Source organism: Rhodoferax sp. AJA081-3 (genome assembly GCF_017798165.1).
Taxonomy (GTDB): Bacteria; Pseudomonadota; Gammaproteobacteria; order Burkholderiales; family Burkholderiaceae_C; genus Allorhodoferax.
The window spans coordinates 2498967-2512955 of sequence record NZ_CP059068.1; the positions used below are offsets into that span (position 1 = coordinate 2498967).

Consider the following 13989-nt stretch of genomic DNA (forward strand, 5'->3'; position numbering starts at 1 on the left):
TCACGGCTAGACTGCTGATCGACCACTGGCCGCTTTGAGGATATGCCACCATGATGCATTACACGTTCCTGTCCGCCACCATTTTGCTGGTACTGATCACCGATCCGATCGGCAACATCCCCATTTTGCCAATGCGCTCAAACATGTGGCGCCGGAGCGCCGTGCACGGGTCATCCTGCGCGAAATATTGATTGCCTTTGCGCTCTTGCTGACCTTTATGTTTGTGGGCGAGAGTTTTCTGCGGGTCATGAACCTGAGCGAGCTGTCCCTGCAGATTGGTGGCGGCGTCATCCTGTTCCTGATCGCGCTGCGCATGGTCTTCCTGCCCGGCTGGCGCCGTGGATGAAGAACAGATGGTGGAGCCGCTGATCGTGCCGCTGGCCGTGCCCGCCATTGCCGGGCCGTCCGCGCTGGCCACCGTGCTGCTGCTGGTCTCCCAACAGCCCGAAAAGCGCCTGGAGTGGATCGGCGCCCTGTGTGTGACCATGCTGGTCAGCGCCGTGGTGCTGGTGTCGGCCGAGCGTATCCAGCGCGTCATTGGCACGCGCCTGGTCGTGGCCGTGGAGCGGTTGATGGGCCTGGTGCTGGTGTCGGTAGCCATCGAGATGATGCTGCGCGGCTTCAAGACCTTTGCACAGCAGCTGGCACGCGGCTAACGCCCCGGCCGGCCCCAGGGCGTGCCCCATAAGGGATTGTAAAACCATATAAACCGTTATGCTTGTGTCAGGCGGTTCATATGGCCCAGGCGCAGATCTCTCCAGATGGTCACCAGCCAACATTCAACTTTGGCGTGGTTTGCGCTTTTTGGACATGTTGCACCCTGCCCTGCGCCTACAGCGCCCCTGCATTCATCCCCATGGCCGAGGCCAGCACCGGGTTGGCCTTTTCCGCATCCGAGGTGGGCGCCCATGCAGCCCACATCCGAAACCAGCTGCTGCTGGAGATGGAGGCCAGCCAGGAGCGGGGATGCACCGTGCACTGCGACGCGATTGCAGAGGTATGGGAGAAGTTGCTCCTGTCATCCAGTCACAGCAAACCCAGAGCCCCATCACATTCCGCCTGGAGATCGTGAACAGCCGCAGTGTGGATGCCCTGGCGTTCGCAGAAGGCACGGTCATCCTGTCCGAAGCCTTTGTGTCCCGCCTGGCACTCGACCGGGCGCATATAGCCTTTGTCCTGGCCCACGAGGTTTCACACATCCTGATGCAGCATGAGCGGCAGACGCTGACATCGGCCCTGGCCTGGATGGCACCGCTGCCCACCAGCAGCGCGGCAGATATCTACCGGGAGATGGAAGATCGGTACTTTCAAATGGACACCTACCTGTCTGTCGTGGCCCACCAAACGGAATTTGAGGCCGACGAGATCGGCCTGGCACTGGCCGCCATGGCAGGGTATGACCCCCGTCGCCAACTGGAGTTCATGCAGACCCTCACGAACCGGGGTAGCCAACAGTCCATGCTTTCCACCCACCCCGACCCGTCACTCCGCTTGGGCCGGCTGCGTGACCACCTGCCGCTGGCGGTGCGTTTGTTTGAAAGGGCACAGGGTCAGCCGTAGCCCGACCCTAACGCCCTAAAACACCGACAGGCCGGTTTTGGCCACAAACAGTTCCAGGGCCATGCGCCCCAGGTGGGAGTTGCCGGTCTTGTCCAAGGCGGGTGACCACACACACAGGCTCAGGGTATCGGGCACCACGGCCATGATGCCGCCGCCCACCCACTCTTGCAGGGCAAGCCGATGCGAAACGCAAACTCTCCCGCCGCGTCGTAGGTACCGCAGGTCAGCATCAGCGCATTGATGCGCCGGACCTGGGCCTCGCTGACCACCTGTGGGCCGCCATAGGGGTGTGCCCCATCGCGGCACAGATACCCTGCCGCACGGGCCACCTGTTGGCAGTTCATGCGGATGGCACACTGGTTGAAATACACATCCAGCACACGGTCCACGGCGTTGTCCAGCGTGCCAAAACCTTTCATGAAATTGGCCAGCGCTGCGTTGCGGTAACCCGTGTCGGCCTCAGACTGTGCCACCTCGGGGTCTATGGCCACCGGCTCACCACACAGACTGGACAGCAGGGCGGTGATGTCGGCCTTGGCATCGCCCCGGCTTAGCAGCCGGTCGGCCACTGCGATGGCTCCGGCATTGATGAAAGGGTTACGCGGAATGCCGCGTTCGGTCTCCAGTTGCACCAGGGAATTGAAGGGGCTGCCCGAGGGTTCGCGCCCGATGCGCTCCCACAGGCGTCGCCCTGGCTGCGCATGGCCAGCGTCAGCGAAAACACCTTGGACATGCTCTGGATGGAGAACGGTGTGGTGCTGTCGCCCGCCGCGGCCTCCTGGCCTTCGCAGGTGCGCAGCGCCATGCCAAACTGCAGTGGCGACACCCGGGCCAGGGCGGGGATGTAGGTGGCTACGTGGCCCGCCGTGCCCAGCAGGGGTAGGATCTGCGCGGTGATGTCGTCCAGTACGGCCTGAAAATCCATGGGAATCCTCTTTTCCCGCGGATTGTCGCAGCCACCGGGCTAGTTCAGCGTTTGCAGCCCCAATTCGGTGGCTTCGCCAAACATGCAGGCCCGCTCGTACCGCTGCACTTCATCCACCGGGTATTTGATCGCGCCATCAATCTTGATGTAGCGCGGGCCTGTGCCCACCGCCGTGGCCAGGCTGATGGCCGATTCGAACGGCCCCAGCGCTTGGCCAGCTCGCCTTGTGACAGCAACTTGTTCACAGTGGCATCCATAACGATTTCTCCCGGTTTTTCGTGTCGTGTCCCATTGTTGTATCGACACGCCCCGGTGAAAGTGAAGATGTGTAGGCCTTTATTGGCGTACTTTCTCCAGCGCCACCACTTCCTGCTCGATTGCACCAAAATGCTCTGGCCATCCAGGCCCTTCATCTCGATGCGTATGGTGTCGCCGTATTGCATGAATTCGGTGCTGGGCTGGCCGTTTTGTATGGTTTCCATGGCGCGCTTTTCGGCGATACAGCTGTAGCCATTGGGCCACTCGGTCTTCGCCTGGTCGCCCTCGCCCTTGGTGACACCCTTGTTGCTGACCGTGCCAGAGCCGATGATGGAGCCGGCGCGCACATTGCGGGTCTTGCACAGGTGGGCAATCAGCTGGCCGAAGTGGAAGGTCATGTCCGGCCCGGCGTCGCACAAACCCACTTTGCGGCCATTCAGGTGCTGGCCAGCGGCAGGTGTACACGGCCGTTGACCCAGGCATCGCCCAACTCGTCGGGCGTGACCGCCACGGGGCTGAAGGCCGTGGCGGGCTTGCTCTGCACAAAACCAAAACCCTTGGCCAACTCGGCCGGTATCAGATTGCGCAGGCTGACATCGTTGACCAGCAGGACCAGGCGAATACCGTCCAGCGCACGCTCAGGGAGCAGCCCATGGGCATGTCGCTGGTCACAACCGCCACCTCGGCCTCGAAGTCGATGCCAAAGGCCTCGCTGGCGCAGACGATGGGGTCGCAGGGGCCGGTGAAGTCATCGCTGCCGCCCTGGTACATCAGCGGGTCGGTGTAAAAACTCTCCGGCACTTCGGCACCGCGCGCCTTGCGCACCAGCTCCACATGGTTGAGGTAGGCCGAGCCATCGGCCCACTGGTAGGCGCGGGGCAGTGGCGCCATACATTGTGTGGGGTCGAACGGGAAGGTGTGGCGGGCCCGGCCGTTGTTCAGCGTGTCGTACAGGTCCTGCAACTGGGGTGACAGGTAGTTCCAGTCGTCCAGCACCTGCTGCATGCGGTTGGCAATGTTGGAAGCGTAGACCGCCAGGCTGAGGTCACGGGATACGACGACCAGTTGGCCGTCGCGCGAGCCGTCTTTGTAAGTTGCGAGTTTCATAGGGGGTGTCGCTCTGAATTAAACTGCGGCCATGCCCCACCTGCCCCCGGCCACCGCCAGCCACCGACCGTCCTGGCGCCTGGTCCTGCTCACCAGCGTGGTATTGCTGGCACACTGGGCGGTACTGCGTGCTGCGCCGCTGTCACTGGCCGCCCATGCCAGCTCGGATACCAGCTCCGCCTGGGCTTTTCCACCCGCACCATTGCCGCGGAGACTCCGGTGCGTACTGCGGCCGCCACCCCAGCGGCCAAGCCCACCACCAAACCCGCAACCCGGTCCACCGTGGCGCCTGCGCCCTACCCGCGGACACACCAGACCCGCGCCCTGCGGAGCAGTATGAGCCTGCCACACAAAGCCTTGAGCAAAATAGCACTCTAGCCCCGTAGAATCTACACAACTTGCTATTGAAACGGTAGCGACAACTGAATCCAGTGACGAACTGTTTGCCAACAACGACGTGCTGCTGGCCGCCGCGGCAATGCCCGCCACCAAACCCTCGGCCGCGCGGACCAGCACGGCCAGCCCGACCGCGGCGGCGCTCAGCAGCCAAGGCCGTGCGCAAGTTTGCGTTTCCACCATCCACCCGTTTGAAGTACGACGTCAAGGGTGAGATCAAGGTTTTCCCTACCATGTAAAGGTGACCTGCAGTGGGCGCAGGACGGCAAGACCTACAACGCACGTATGGAGATCAGCCACTTCTTGCTGGGCGCGCGGGTGCAGACCAGCACCGGGCGTCTGGGTGCACATGGTCTGGAGCCCACCCGCTTTGGCGACAAGGTGCGCAGCGAGGTAGCGGCCCACTTCAACTACGAGCAGAACAAGATCACCTTCAGCGCCAATACGCCCGACGCACCCCTTCTGCCCGGCGCACAGGACCAGCTGAGTGTGGTGCTGCAAATCGGGTCCATGCTGGCCGCTGACCCCAAACTCTTCTCGCAGGGCAGCACGCTGTCCTTCCAGGCGGTAGGCCCCAGATCGGCAGAAGCCTGGGTCTTTACCATTGGCACCACCGAAAAGCTAGGCCTGCCGGGCGGTGAGCTAAGCGCCCTGCGCGTGTGGCGCGAGCCGCTGGGTGAATACGATTCGCGTGTGGAAATCTGGTTTGCGCCGGAGATGAACTATTTGCCGGTGCGCATACGCCTGACCCAAGCCAACGGTGATGTAGCGGACCAGTTGTGGAAATCCACCGAAGGCGCCCGCACCCTTGATTTCATGACTATTGCGCCCACTTGCAATAGAAGCTCTATTATTCCAACCATGCAAACGCTTTACGACTCCGACACCTATTCGGTCACCCACATGCTGGCCAATGCCGAGGCAGATGGCAAGACGGCTTTGGGTGTGATCAAAACCGTCCAATACCCCAGTGGGGTGCCCACCATGGCGCGCCATGGCTTTGAAATCGTAGACAAACGCTCGGGCAAAGAGGTGTACCTGGATGGCTCCTGGGCCGAACTGTTCCAGCAGCACATCATGGCCTGGCAAGTCAACACACCCACGCAAGAAGAAGTGGAAGACACACTGGAGCAATACGCCGAACTGGCACAGAACCCGGTGGTGGTGCACTAAGGTAGTTGACCTTGGTCAAGGTGGTTTAACACCAGGCGGCGCATGATGCAGTTGACACCGTACAACACAGGAGCCACCTCATGCAAACACCTACAACCAATAACTACCAGCACCAACTGATGACCATGCGTACCGCCCTGCTGGCACAAATCGCCGAGCAACGCGGTGGCATCGTCAGCCGTGCCGACGTGGCAGCCGACCACTTTGGCCGCAGAGGACAGTGGCGCACAGCTGGCCACCGAACGCGAGTTGGAATTTGCCCTGGGTGAGCGCGAACTGGCAGAGTTGGCCGCCATTGACGCCGCCTTGGCCCGTCTGCAAGCCGGAACCTATGGCGAATGCACCGACTGTGGTGTGGCCATTGCCCCGCACGGCTGCAGGCAACGCCCGAGGCCCCGCGCTGCATCCACTGCCAGGAAAAGCAGGAGCAGTTGCACCCGGTCTGAACCCGCCGCGCGCGTAGGCCAAAACCCGTCGCGATGCGGTGGGCGTGGAGGCAGCAAATCCGCGCAGGGCCGCCCCAAGCGGATTTAGCCCCTGGGGGCAGCGACCCGCGCAGCGGTGGAGCGTGGGGCTCCACTTCAACGACAATGTCGCTCCATGAGCCAGACCTACATCCTCACCCTGTCATGCCCAGACCGCCTGGGATTGGTCCACGCCGTTTCCGGCTTTTGCTGGAGCGGGTGGCAACATCGAAAAGCCGCCCAGTACAACGACCCCGATACTGGCCTGTTTTTCATGCGGGTGCAGTTCACCTGTGTGCGCCTGACCCATTCGGACCTGCGCAGCCAGTTGGCCTTTTGCCAAGCCCTATTCCATGCAATGGGGCTGCATGCCACGGCGCAGCCCATGAAGACCGTGCTTCTGGTCAGCAAAGAGGGCCACTGCCTCAATGACCTGCTGTTCCGCTGGAAGAGTGGGCTGCTGGCCATAGACATCCGCGCCATCGTGTCCAACCACCGGCACTTCTACCAGTTGGCCGCCAGCTACAACATCCTTCCACTACATACCGATCACGCCGGAGACCAAGGCCCAGGCCGAAGCGCGCCAACTGGAAATCATCGAGTCTGAAGGTGCAGAACTGGTGGTGCTGGCCCGCTACATGCAGATTCTGAGCGACGAGTTCTGCCAGAAGCTCTCCGGCCGCGCCATCAACATCCACCACTCGTTTTTGCCCAGCTTCAAGGGCGCCAAGCCCTACTACCAGGCCCATGACCGCGGCGTGAAGCTGATCGGCGCCACCGCCCACTACGTGACGGCAGACCTGGACGAAGGCCCCATCATCGAGCAGGACGTGGCCCGCGTAGAACACAGCAAAACCGTGGAAGACCTGACCACCCAGGGCCGCGATACCGAAAGCCAGGTGCTGGCACGCGCCGTCAAGTGGCACAGCGAGCACCGCGTGCTGCTCAACGGCCATAAGACCGTTATCTTCAAATAGCCCCCGCCGGGCGCCGCCGGCTTTCAACTCTTCAGGTCAAACCGTCCTACGAGTTGATCCAGCGACTGGGCCTGCTCGTCCAGTGACTGGGCGGCCGCCGCGGCTTCTTCCACCAGTGCGGCGTTCTGTTGGGTGGTCTCGTCGATCTGTGCAATGGCGCGGTTCATCTCGGCAATGCCTTCGCTTTGCTCCAGCGAGGCACCCGAGATTTCTTCCATCACCGTACTGACCTCTTCCACCGTCCTGGCCATGTCGGCAATCGTCTGACCCGCGCTGCGGCCAGTTGAAGCCTTCTTTGACCTGGCGGGTCGAGTTCTCGATCAGGGCACTGATCTCCTTGGCAGCGGTAGCACTGCGTTGCGCCAGGTCGCGCACCTCGGCAGCCACCACGGCAAAACCACGGCCTTGCTCACCGGCATGGGCGGCCTCCACCGCGGCATTCAGCGCCAGGATATTGGTCTGGAAGGCAATGCTCTGGATGGCGCCAATATTGGAATGGATGGCCATCGTGCTCTGGCTGATTTTTTCCATGGTCTGCACCACATTGGCCACCACCTCACCACCCTGGCGCGCGGCCTGAGTGGCAGTACCCGATAGTTGGGCGGCGCGGGTGGAGCTGTCGGCATACCGCTTGGCAATGGCTGCCAGTTGCTCCACATTGGTGGTGGTGCGCTCCAGCGACGAGGCCTGTTGTTCGGTACGGTTGGACAGGTCCAGGTTACCCATGGAGATTTCGCGCGAGGCGTTGGCCACCTGGGCCGAACTGTCGGCGATCTCCCCATGGTCTCGGCCAACCGGGTCTGCATTTCGTGCAGGGAGTACAACAGGCTTTGGGTGTCATTGGCGGCCAGCTGGATCTCCATGGTCAAGTCTCCGTCGGCAATACGGCTGGCAATGGACTTGGCATAAGCAGGTTCGCCACCGAGCTGGCGGGTCAGGCGGGCTATCACCCAGCTCCCAACCCCTATCGACACAGCAATCAGCAGCAGCACAATGCCGATCACCCATACCAGGGAGGTCTTGTAGATCTCGCCCGCATGGGTCATGGTGGCCTGTGCCGATTGGCCGCGTTGCGCGACCATGGCGTCCACAATCTTTTCGACCTTGCGGGTCTCGTTGACCAGGCCCGCGTCTTCGGATGCAACGTCAGGGCTCAGCTCCATGAAAGATAAAGGCTGCTCCTTGACCAGTTTGACGTACTCCCGCAGGCGCTTGCTCCATTTGGCAATAGCCTCCACCAATTGTTTGGCGGTCTCCTTGGATTCGTCGGTGTTGGACAGGCCCTGGATGGTTTCGATCTTCTTGCCGACTTCCGCCAGGCTTGCTTCAACGTCTTTGGCCAAGGCATCACGCTCGGCAGCGGTGCTGGACGTCAGCAACTGGGTCTGGGCACGGCTGGCACGCAAGATATTGCTGCGCACCTGTTCGGCGGCCTGCCCAGCGGTGTATTCCTGTTCATAAATGATGCTGGTGGAGGTGTTCAGGCGCCCCATCTGGAACAGCGAAAACACACCAATGACCAGGGCCCCGCCACCACGACGGCAAAGGCCAGGCGCAGGCTGGCCCGCACCGACATGCCATCGGTTGCTGAACTGGCAGGTTTGATCAAACGCTCACGTACGACTTGCGCCATACCGCCCAAGGCTTTCATGGCTTGCTTTTGTGGAGCTTGTCGCATGTCTGGCATCGATGGTGACAATGCCGGTTGCAAGCTTTCAACTGAATCGGATTCCATCGTGCGGGTCCTCAAATGGAAGGTGCAAAGACCTCAGGATAGCCGGGTTTTATGCCCGCGTGCCCATTTTCGCCCATTCGGATGGCGCCTGCGGGTGCCCATTGGGGCTAAACGCCAATGGGCCGCGCGGAAACAAAAGCACCACGGTAGACCCCAGCAAGAATCGCCCCATCTCGGCACCCTGGGCCAAAGACACACCGCCATCGGCATAGGTCCGCTCCACAAATGACCGGGGCGCGGCGGGTTGACCAGACCGTGCCACACCGTGGCCATACTGCCCACAATGGTGGCGCCCACCAGCACCTGCACAAACGGGCCCTGGTGCGAGTCAAACACACAGACCACACGCTCGTTGCGCGCAAACAAGCCGGGCACGCCCCGCGCCGTGGTCGGGTTGACCGAGAACAAATCCCCGGCACATAAATCATGCGGCGCAGCACCCCGGCACAGGGCATGTGGATGCGGTGGTAGTCCTTGGGGCTCAGGTACAGCGTCGCAAAGTGGCCATCCTCAAACTCTGCGGCCAGCGCGGCATCCCCACAAGCGCAGTCGTGGGTAGCTGTGGCCCTTGGCCTGGAAGATCTGGTCTTTGTGGATGGGCCCGAACTGGCTGATGGCGCCGTCTACCGGACACACCAGGTCGGCCTGTGCCAGCGGGCGGGCGCCGGCCTTCAGGGGCGGGTGAAGAAGTCGTTGAACGTGGCGTAGCTGGCGATGTCGGGGTTGGCCGCCTCGGCCATGTTGACGTTGTAACGTTTGACAAACCAGCGGATGACAGAAGTGGTTGTCTTTCCGCTGTGGCGCTGGCCAGCTTGCCAGCCAAGGCGGTGATCGCCTGTTTGGGGATGAGGTACTGCGGCAATACCGCCAGGGTGTCGGACACGGCAGTCCCTTCTTATAGTGTGTTGGTGCCAAGAGGCAGGGGCGAATGGGGCCGGATTATAGTAAGCCATGTCCGCTGCCCGCATTCCTCCTATCCAGTGCCTGCTGACCTTTGAAGCATTGGCCCGCCTGCGCAGTGTGACACAGGCTGCTGAAGAGCAATGTGTGACCCCAGCGCGGTCAGCCATAGGGTCAAACAGCTGGAGCAGATCATTGGTACCAAACTGTTTGGCCGGGCGGACTTTTCGCTGACCACCGAAGGCAGCGAATACCTGGCCCACGTACGCGAAGGCCTCAGCAGCCTGCAGAAGTTTCCCAGTTCGGCCGCCGCACCCGGCAAACGCAAGCTGCGCCTGGCGGTGACACCCACGTTTGCACGCTCCATCCTGATCCCGCGGCTGCGCCAGTTCACCGAGGCCTACCCCGAGATTGACCTGACACTGCAGGTTTCCATCCCGCTGCTGGACGTGGTGGCCGAAGACGCCGACCTGCTGGTGCGTTTTGGGCCGGGGCGGTATGCCGACCTGGAACATGTATGCCTGTCCAAAGATGTTGTCACACCGCTGGCATCACCCGCTTTTGTGCGGGAACATGGCCCGTTTGAAGTGGCCCAAGACATCGAAGGCCTGCCACTGCTGCGCAGCCCGCTGGAGCCTTGGCGCACCTGGTTTGCCGCCCAGGGGCTGGACTGGCCCGAACCCGTGGACGGCTCCCAGTTCAACGACATCGGCCTGATGTGTGATGCCGCGGCCGCGGGCATGGGTGTGGCCCTGGTCCGCCTCAAGCTGGGCGCCCCTGGCTGGACAATGGCGCTCTGGTGCGCCTGGGCAGCAACGCAGTTTTTGGCAGCAACGTGCCCAGCCCCCACGCCCACTACCTGTGCTGGCGCACCGGCACCATGGACCGCTGGGAATGCGCGGCGTTTGCGGACTGGTTGAAAAGCGGTGGCCTAGCGTTCAATTTCTTCACACCCGACCCGCAGGCTTTGCCGTACAGTGTTCACATGAACACGCCCACCTCTACCAATCACCCCGATTTGCTACAAAAGCAGAGCTACAGAGTAAGGTATTACGGGGGCTCGTGGCCCATTTGCCTTCAAGCAGTCTGTTGTGGAACCGTGAAGACACCACCCCTACGAATGTGATGGCCTGACCGCCTACCGCCAGCGGCCACTGGTAGTGGCCTTGCCGGAAACGGACGCCCAAGTGGCGGCCGTGCTGAAAACCTGTTTTGACATGGGTGTGCCGGTGGTGGCACGTGGCGCGGGCACCGGCCTGTCCGGCGGGGCCATGCCACACGCGCTGGGCGTGACCCTGTCGCTGGCCAAGTTCAACAAAATCCTGAAGCTGGACAAGCGCAGCCGCACGGCCGTGGTGCAGTGCGGCGTGCGCAACCTGGCCATCAGTGAAGCCGCATCCCCTTGGGCCTGTACTACGCGCCCGACCCGTCCAGCCAGATCGCCTGCACCATAGGGGCAACGTGGCCGAGAACTCGGGCGGCGTGCACTGCCTCAAATACGGGCTGACGCTGCACAACGTGCTCAAGGTCAAGGGCTACACGGTGGAGGGCGAGCCCATCACGTTTGGCAGCGACGCGCTGGACACCCCGGCTACGACCTGCTGAGCTTGGTGGTTGGCAGCGAAGGCATGCTGGCAGTCATCACCGAAGTGACCGTCAAGCTGGTGCCCAAGCCGCAACTGGCGCGCTGCATCATGGCGAGCTTCGACGACCTGCGCAAGGCGGGTGACGCGGTGGCGGCGGTGATTGCGGCCGGCATCATCCCCGCGGGCCTGGAGATGATGGATAAACCCATGACCGCGGCCGTGGAAGATTTTGTGCACGCCGGTTACGACCTGAACGCCGAAGCCATCTTGCTGTGTGAGAGCGACGGCACCCCCGAAGAGGTAGAAGAAGAAATCGGCCGCATGGCAGATGTACTGCGTGCCCACGGCGCCACGGCTATTGCAGTGAGCCAGAACGAGGCCGAACGCCTGAAGTTCTGGAGCGGTCGCAAAACGCCTTCCCGGCCAGTGGCCGTATCAGCCCCGACTACATGTGTATGGACAGCACCATCCCGCGCAAACGCTTGGCCGACATCCTGCTGGCGATTCAGGAAATGGAGAAGAAGTACCAGCTGCGCTGCGCCAATGTGTTCCATGCGGGCGATGGCAACCTGCACCCGCTGATCTTGTTCGACGCCAACGACCCCGACCAGTTGCACCGCTGCGAACTGTTTGGTGCCGACATTCTGGAAACCAGCGTGGCCATGGGCGGCACGGTAACGGGCGAACACGGTGTGGGGGTGGAGAAACTCAACTCGATGTGTGTGCAGTTCTCCGCTGCCGAGAATGCCCAGATGATGGGTATCAAGAACGCCTTTGACACCAAGGGTTTGCTCAACCCCGGCAAGGTGATCCCGACGCTGCAGCGCTGTGCGGAGTACGGGAAGATGCTGGTGCGCGGCGGGCAGATCAAACACCCGGATTTGCCGCGGTTTTGAGAGGCAAAAGCCACTACCACCAGCAAGCACCGCGCCTCGCTTCCAGCCGCTGGCGTAATGCGGAAGAATAAGTGGATACCAGGAAAAAGTCCGAGGGGAATACCGTTTCCTTGATCTAAAGCAACACCGCGCAGCACCATCCCGTGGTCGACTAGGGCCGCATCCACACGTCGTATTCGGTGAGCTCGATTTACTCAAACGGGGAGGAAACCATGCGCAACAACGTACCGGTCACCAACAAGGCCTACCAAATGTCGGCCAACCAGACTTTGGTGTCCGTCACCGACCTCAAGGGCCGTATCACCTACTGCAACCCTGCCTTTATCGAGGTCAGCGGATTCACCCGCGAGGAACTGCTGGGCCAAGCCCACAATATCGTTCGCCATCCGGACATGCCGCAAGAGGCCTTCCGCGATTTGTGGAACACCATCCAGAACAAATTGCCCTGGACGGGTTTGGTGAAGAACCGGCGCAAGAACGGAGACCATTACTGGGTGCGCGCCAATGCAACCCCCATGATGGATGGCGACACCGTCACCGGCTACCTGTCGGTACGCACCGCCCCTTCGGCGCAAGAGGTCAGCATGGCAGAGGGTCTGTATGCCCAGATGCGTGAAGACGCCAAAGCAGGCCATGCGCGCGTGGCATTGCACCGCGGCGCCGTGCTGCAGCAGGGTGCGATGGGCAAGCTGCAGCGGCTGCTGAGCCCCGGCATGGGGCAAAATTGTCGCCCTCAAATGGTGGCCGCCGGCCTGCCGGGTATCGCCATGTGGATCGGCCTGCCTCTTGCCGTTGTGGCCATCGTCTACGCATGCGCCATTGCCGGGGCAGCCTGGCTGACCTGGCAACTGGCCATGAAACCGCTGGAAGGGCTGGTGGCCGATGCCAACCACCTGGCTTCGGGGACCTGTCGCACCGCGTGAAGACCGGAGACACCGGCTTGGTGGGGCAGCTGCAGCAGGCTTTGAACCAGATGTCGGTCAACCTGCGCACGGTTGTCAGCGATGTGCGGTCCGAGGTGGACCACCTGCATATTGCAATGCAGGAGATAGCCGACGGCAACCAGGACATGTCGTCCCGAACCGAATCACAGGCCAGCAGTCTGGAGCAGACCGCGGCGTCCATGGAAGAAATCAGCGGCACCGTCCAGCAAAGCGCCGCGTCTGCGGTGCGGGGGTCGAGCTGGCCCATGAAACGGCCCACGTCACCTCGCGCAGCAACGAGGCTGTGCACTCCGTGGCCGAGACCATGAAGGGCATCACCGAGTCGTCGCTGCGCATCCAGGAGATCATTCAACTCATTGAGGGTGTGGCCTTTCAAACCAACATCCTGGCCCTGAACGCGGCCGTAGAAGCCGCACGCGCGGGTGAACAAGGACGCGGCTTTGCGGTGGTGGCCACCGAAGTACGCGCACTGGCACAGCGGACCACCGGTGCCGCCCGGGAGATCAAACAACTCATCACCGAATCCGCCGAGCGGGTGCAAAAGGCAGCGAACAAACCGACCAGGCCCTGCAGCGCATGGACGATGCCCAGCAGTCGGTGACCAAGGTCAGCACGGTGCTGGACGAGATCAAAACCGCGGGCACGGAACAAACCATGGGCATTCGCCAGATCAACGAAGCCATTTCGCACATGGACACCATCACCCAGCAAAACGCCGCCATGGTGGAACAGCTGGCCGCGTCGGCCAAAGCCGTGCAGGAACAGGTGGAGGGTGTGAGCAACTCCATGCGCCTGTTCCGCCTGGTGCGGGGAGCGCACGTTGTCGCAAATGGATGCGGTGGAGATGCGCAAGAGCCATAAGCTGCTAATGGCAGAGGAGTAAGCGATTTCGGCACAAGACTTACCCGCCCCATCGCTTGCTTACACCGAACTGCTGCTGTCGCACCACCTGGCTGCGCTTCCAAAACGATTCCACAAGATCACATCGCTGTGAAAGGCATTGGTCATTCATCGCTGCCGATGCCATTGCTGTTTCGATTGCTGGCCTGAGTCATGTAAGTAGGGCTC

At 61.9% G+C, this 13989-nt stretch carries 15 protein-coding genes and 8 pseudogenes; 15 read left to right on the top strand and 8 right to left on the bottom strand.

Annotation, left to right across the window (positions count from 1 at the left end):
- The first annotated feature begins 53 nt into the window (after nucleotides 1-53).
- Nucleotides 54-656 (top strand): annotated as a pseudogene (locus HZ993_RS11655) (MarC family protein).
- A 175-nt stretch (nucleotides 657-831) separates the two neighbouring features.
- Here HZ993_RS11655 and HZ993_RS11660 read toward each other — a convergent pair.
- Nucleotides 832-972 carry a hypothetical protein gene (locus HZ993_RS11660; protein ID WP_209398083.1) on the bottom strand — a complete coding sequence of 47 codons (141 nt, stop codon included), beginning with the start codon at nucleotides 970-972 and terminating at the stop codon, nucleotides 832-834.
- A 27-nt stretch (nucleotides 973-999) separates the two neighbouring features.
- Between HZ993_RS11660 and HZ993_RS11665 the strand changes: the two genes are divergently transcribed.
- On the top strand, nucleotides 1000-1560 hold the full coding sequence (locus HZ993_RS11665; RefSeq protein WP_209398085.1) for a M48 family metalloprotease: 561 nt from the start codon (nucleotides 1000-1002) through the stop codon (nucleotides 1558-1560).
- Nucleotides 1561-1575: 15 nt separating this feature from the next.
- Here HZ993_RS11665 and HZ993_RS11670 read toward each other — a convergent pair.
- The 3 genes and pseudogenes from HZ993_RS11670 to HZ993_RS11675 form a co-directional block, all read right to left on the bottom strand.
- A pseudogene (locus HZ993_RS11670) lies at nucleotides 1576-2485 on the bottom strand (glutaminase).
- A gap of 39 nt (nucleotides 2486-2524) precedes the next feature.
- On the bottom strand, nucleotides 2525-2653 hold the full coding sequence (locus HZ993_RS24755) for a hypothetical protein (RefSeq protein WP_256440978.1): 129 nt from the start codon (nucleotides 2651-2653) through the stop codon (nucleotides 2525-2527).
- A gap of 168 nt (nucleotides 2654-2821) precedes the next feature.
- Nucleotides 2822-3850 (bottom strand): annotated as a pseudogene (locus HZ993_RS11675) (fumarylacetoacetate hydrolase family protein).
- 681 nt (nucleotides 3851-4531) lie between these two features.
- Between HZ993_RS11675 and HZ993_RS24430 the strand changes: the two are divergent.
- From HZ993_RS24430 to purU, 5 genes and pseudogenes are all read left to right on the top strand, one after another.
- Nucleotides 4532-5002, top strand: a pseudogene (locus HZ993_RS24430) (DUF3108 domain-containing protein); the annotation flags it as partial.
- Between the two features lie 105 nt (nucleotides 5003-5107).
- Nucleotides 5108-5419, top strand: a complete 312-nt coding sequence (locus HZ993_RS24435; protein WP_245213977.1) for a DUF3567 domain-containing protein — start codon at nucleotides 5108-5110, stop codon at nucleotides 5417-5419.
- Nucleotides 5420-5499: 80 nt separating this feature from the next.
- Nucleotides 5500-5688: a hypothetical protein gene (locus HZ993_RS24980; protein WP_371816982.1), complete on the top strand. Its 189-nt coding sequence runs from the start codon at nucleotides 5500-5502 to the stop codon at nucleotides 5686-5688.
- Between the two features lie 69 nt (nucleotides 5689-5757).
- A complete protein-coding gene (locus HZ993_RS24985) occupies nucleotides 5758-5865 on the top strand; it encodes a TraR/DksA C4-type zinc finger protein (RefSeq protein WP_371816983.1) in 108 nt (35 codons plus the stop codon).
- Nucleotides 5866-6019: 154 nt separating this feature from the next.
- Nucleotides 6020-6860 (top strand): annotated as a pseudogene (gene purU / locus HZ993_RS11690) (formyltetrahydrofolate deformylase).
- A 36-nt stretch (nucleotides 6861-6896) separates the two neighbouring features.
- Here purU and HZ993_RS24440 read toward each other — a convergent pair.
- The 4 genes and pseudogenes from HZ993_RS24440 to asd form a co-directional block, all read right to left on the bottom strand.
- The gene (locus HZ993_RS24440; protein WP_245213915.1) at nucleotides 6897-7415 is read right to left on the bottom strand and encodes a methyl-accepting chemotaxis protein; all 519 of its coding nucleotides are present in this window, start codon (nucleotides 7413-7415) and stop codon (nucleotides 6897-6899) included.
- Complete coding sequence (locus tag HZ993_RS11695) at nucleotides 7301-8371, bottom strand: MCP four helix bundle domain-containing protein (RefSeq protein WP_245213916.1); 1071 nt, start codon at nucleotides 8369-8371, stop codon at nucleotides 7301-7303. The genes HZ993_RS24440 and HZ993_RS11695 overlap by 115 nt, the downstream gene beginning before the upstream one ends.
- A complete protein-coding gene (locus HZ993_RS24445; protein ID WP_245213917.1) occupies nucleotides 8341-8595 on the bottom strand; it encodes a hypothetical protein in 255 nt (84 codons plus the stop codon). Before HZ993_RS24445 ends, HZ993_RS11695 begins: the two co-directional genes overlap by 31 nt.
- An 11-nt stretch (nucleotides 8596-8606) precedes the next feature.
- Nucleotides 8607-9478 (bottom strand): annotated as a pseudogene (gene asd, locus HZ993_RS11700) (archaetidylserine decarboxylase).
- A gap of 68 nt (nucleotides 9479-9546) precedes the next feature.
- Between asd and HZ993_RS11705 the strand changes: the two are divergent.
- The 8 genes and pseudogenes from HZ993_RS11705 to HZ993_RS25005 form a co-directional block, all read left to right on the top strand.
- Nucleotides 9547-10417 (top strand): annotated as a pseudogene (locus HZ993_RS11705) (LysR substrate-binding domain-containing protein); the annotation flags it as partial.
- Nucleotides 10418-10661: 244 nt separating this feature from the next.
- On the top strand, nucleotides 10662-10949 hold the full coding sequence (locus HZ993_RS24450; RefSeq protein ID WP_245213918.1) for an FAD-binding protein: 288 nt from the start codon (nucleotides 10662-10664) through the stop codon (nucleotides 10947-10949).
- 7 nt (nucleotides 10950-10956) lie between these two features.
- Nucleotides 10957-11100 carry a hypothetical protein gene (locus HZ993_RS24455; RefSeq protein ID WP_245213919.1) on the top strand — a complete coding sequence of 48 codons (144 nt, stop codon included), beginning with the start codon at nucleotides 10957-10959 and terminating at the stop codon, nucleotides 11098-11100.
- 89 nt (nucleotides 11101-11189) lie between these two features.
- Nucleotides 11190-11977 (top strand): annotated as a pseudogene (locus tag HZ993_RS24460) (FAD-linked oxidase C-terminal domain-containing protein).
- A gap of 212 nt (nucleotides 11978-12189) precedes the next feature.
- On the top strand, nucleotides 12190-12900 hold the full coding sequence (locus HZ993_RS24990) for a PAS domain-containing protein (RefSeq protein WP_209398089.1): 711 nt from the start codon (nucleotides 12190-12192) through the stop codon (nucleotides 12898-12900).
- Nucleotides 12897-13229, top strand: a complete 333-nt coding sequence (locus tag HZ993_RS24995) for a hypothetical protein (protein ID WP_245213920.1) — start codon at nucleotides 12897-12899, stop codon at nucleotides 13227-13229. Before HZ993_RS24990 ends, HZ993_RS24995 begins: the two co-directional genes overlap by 4 nt.
- Nucleotides 13214-13522, top strand: a complete 309-nt coding sequence (locus HZ993_RS25000; RefSeq protein WP_371816984.1) for a methyl-accepting chemotaxis protein — start codon at nucleotides 13214-13216, stop codon at nucleotides 13520-13522. Before HZ993_RS24995 ends, HZ993_RS25000 begins: the two co-directional genes overlap by 16 nt.
- Nucleotides 13498-13782 (top strand): hypothetical protein, encoded by a 285-nt coding sequence (locus HZ993_RS25005; protein WP_209398093.1) that lies wholly within the window; start codon nucleotides 13498-13500, stop codon nucleotides 13780-13782. The genes HZ993_RS25000 and HZ993_RS25005 overlap by 25 nt, the downstream gene beginning before the upstream one ends.
- The last annotated feature ends 207 nt before the right edge of the window (nucleotides 13783-13989 follow it).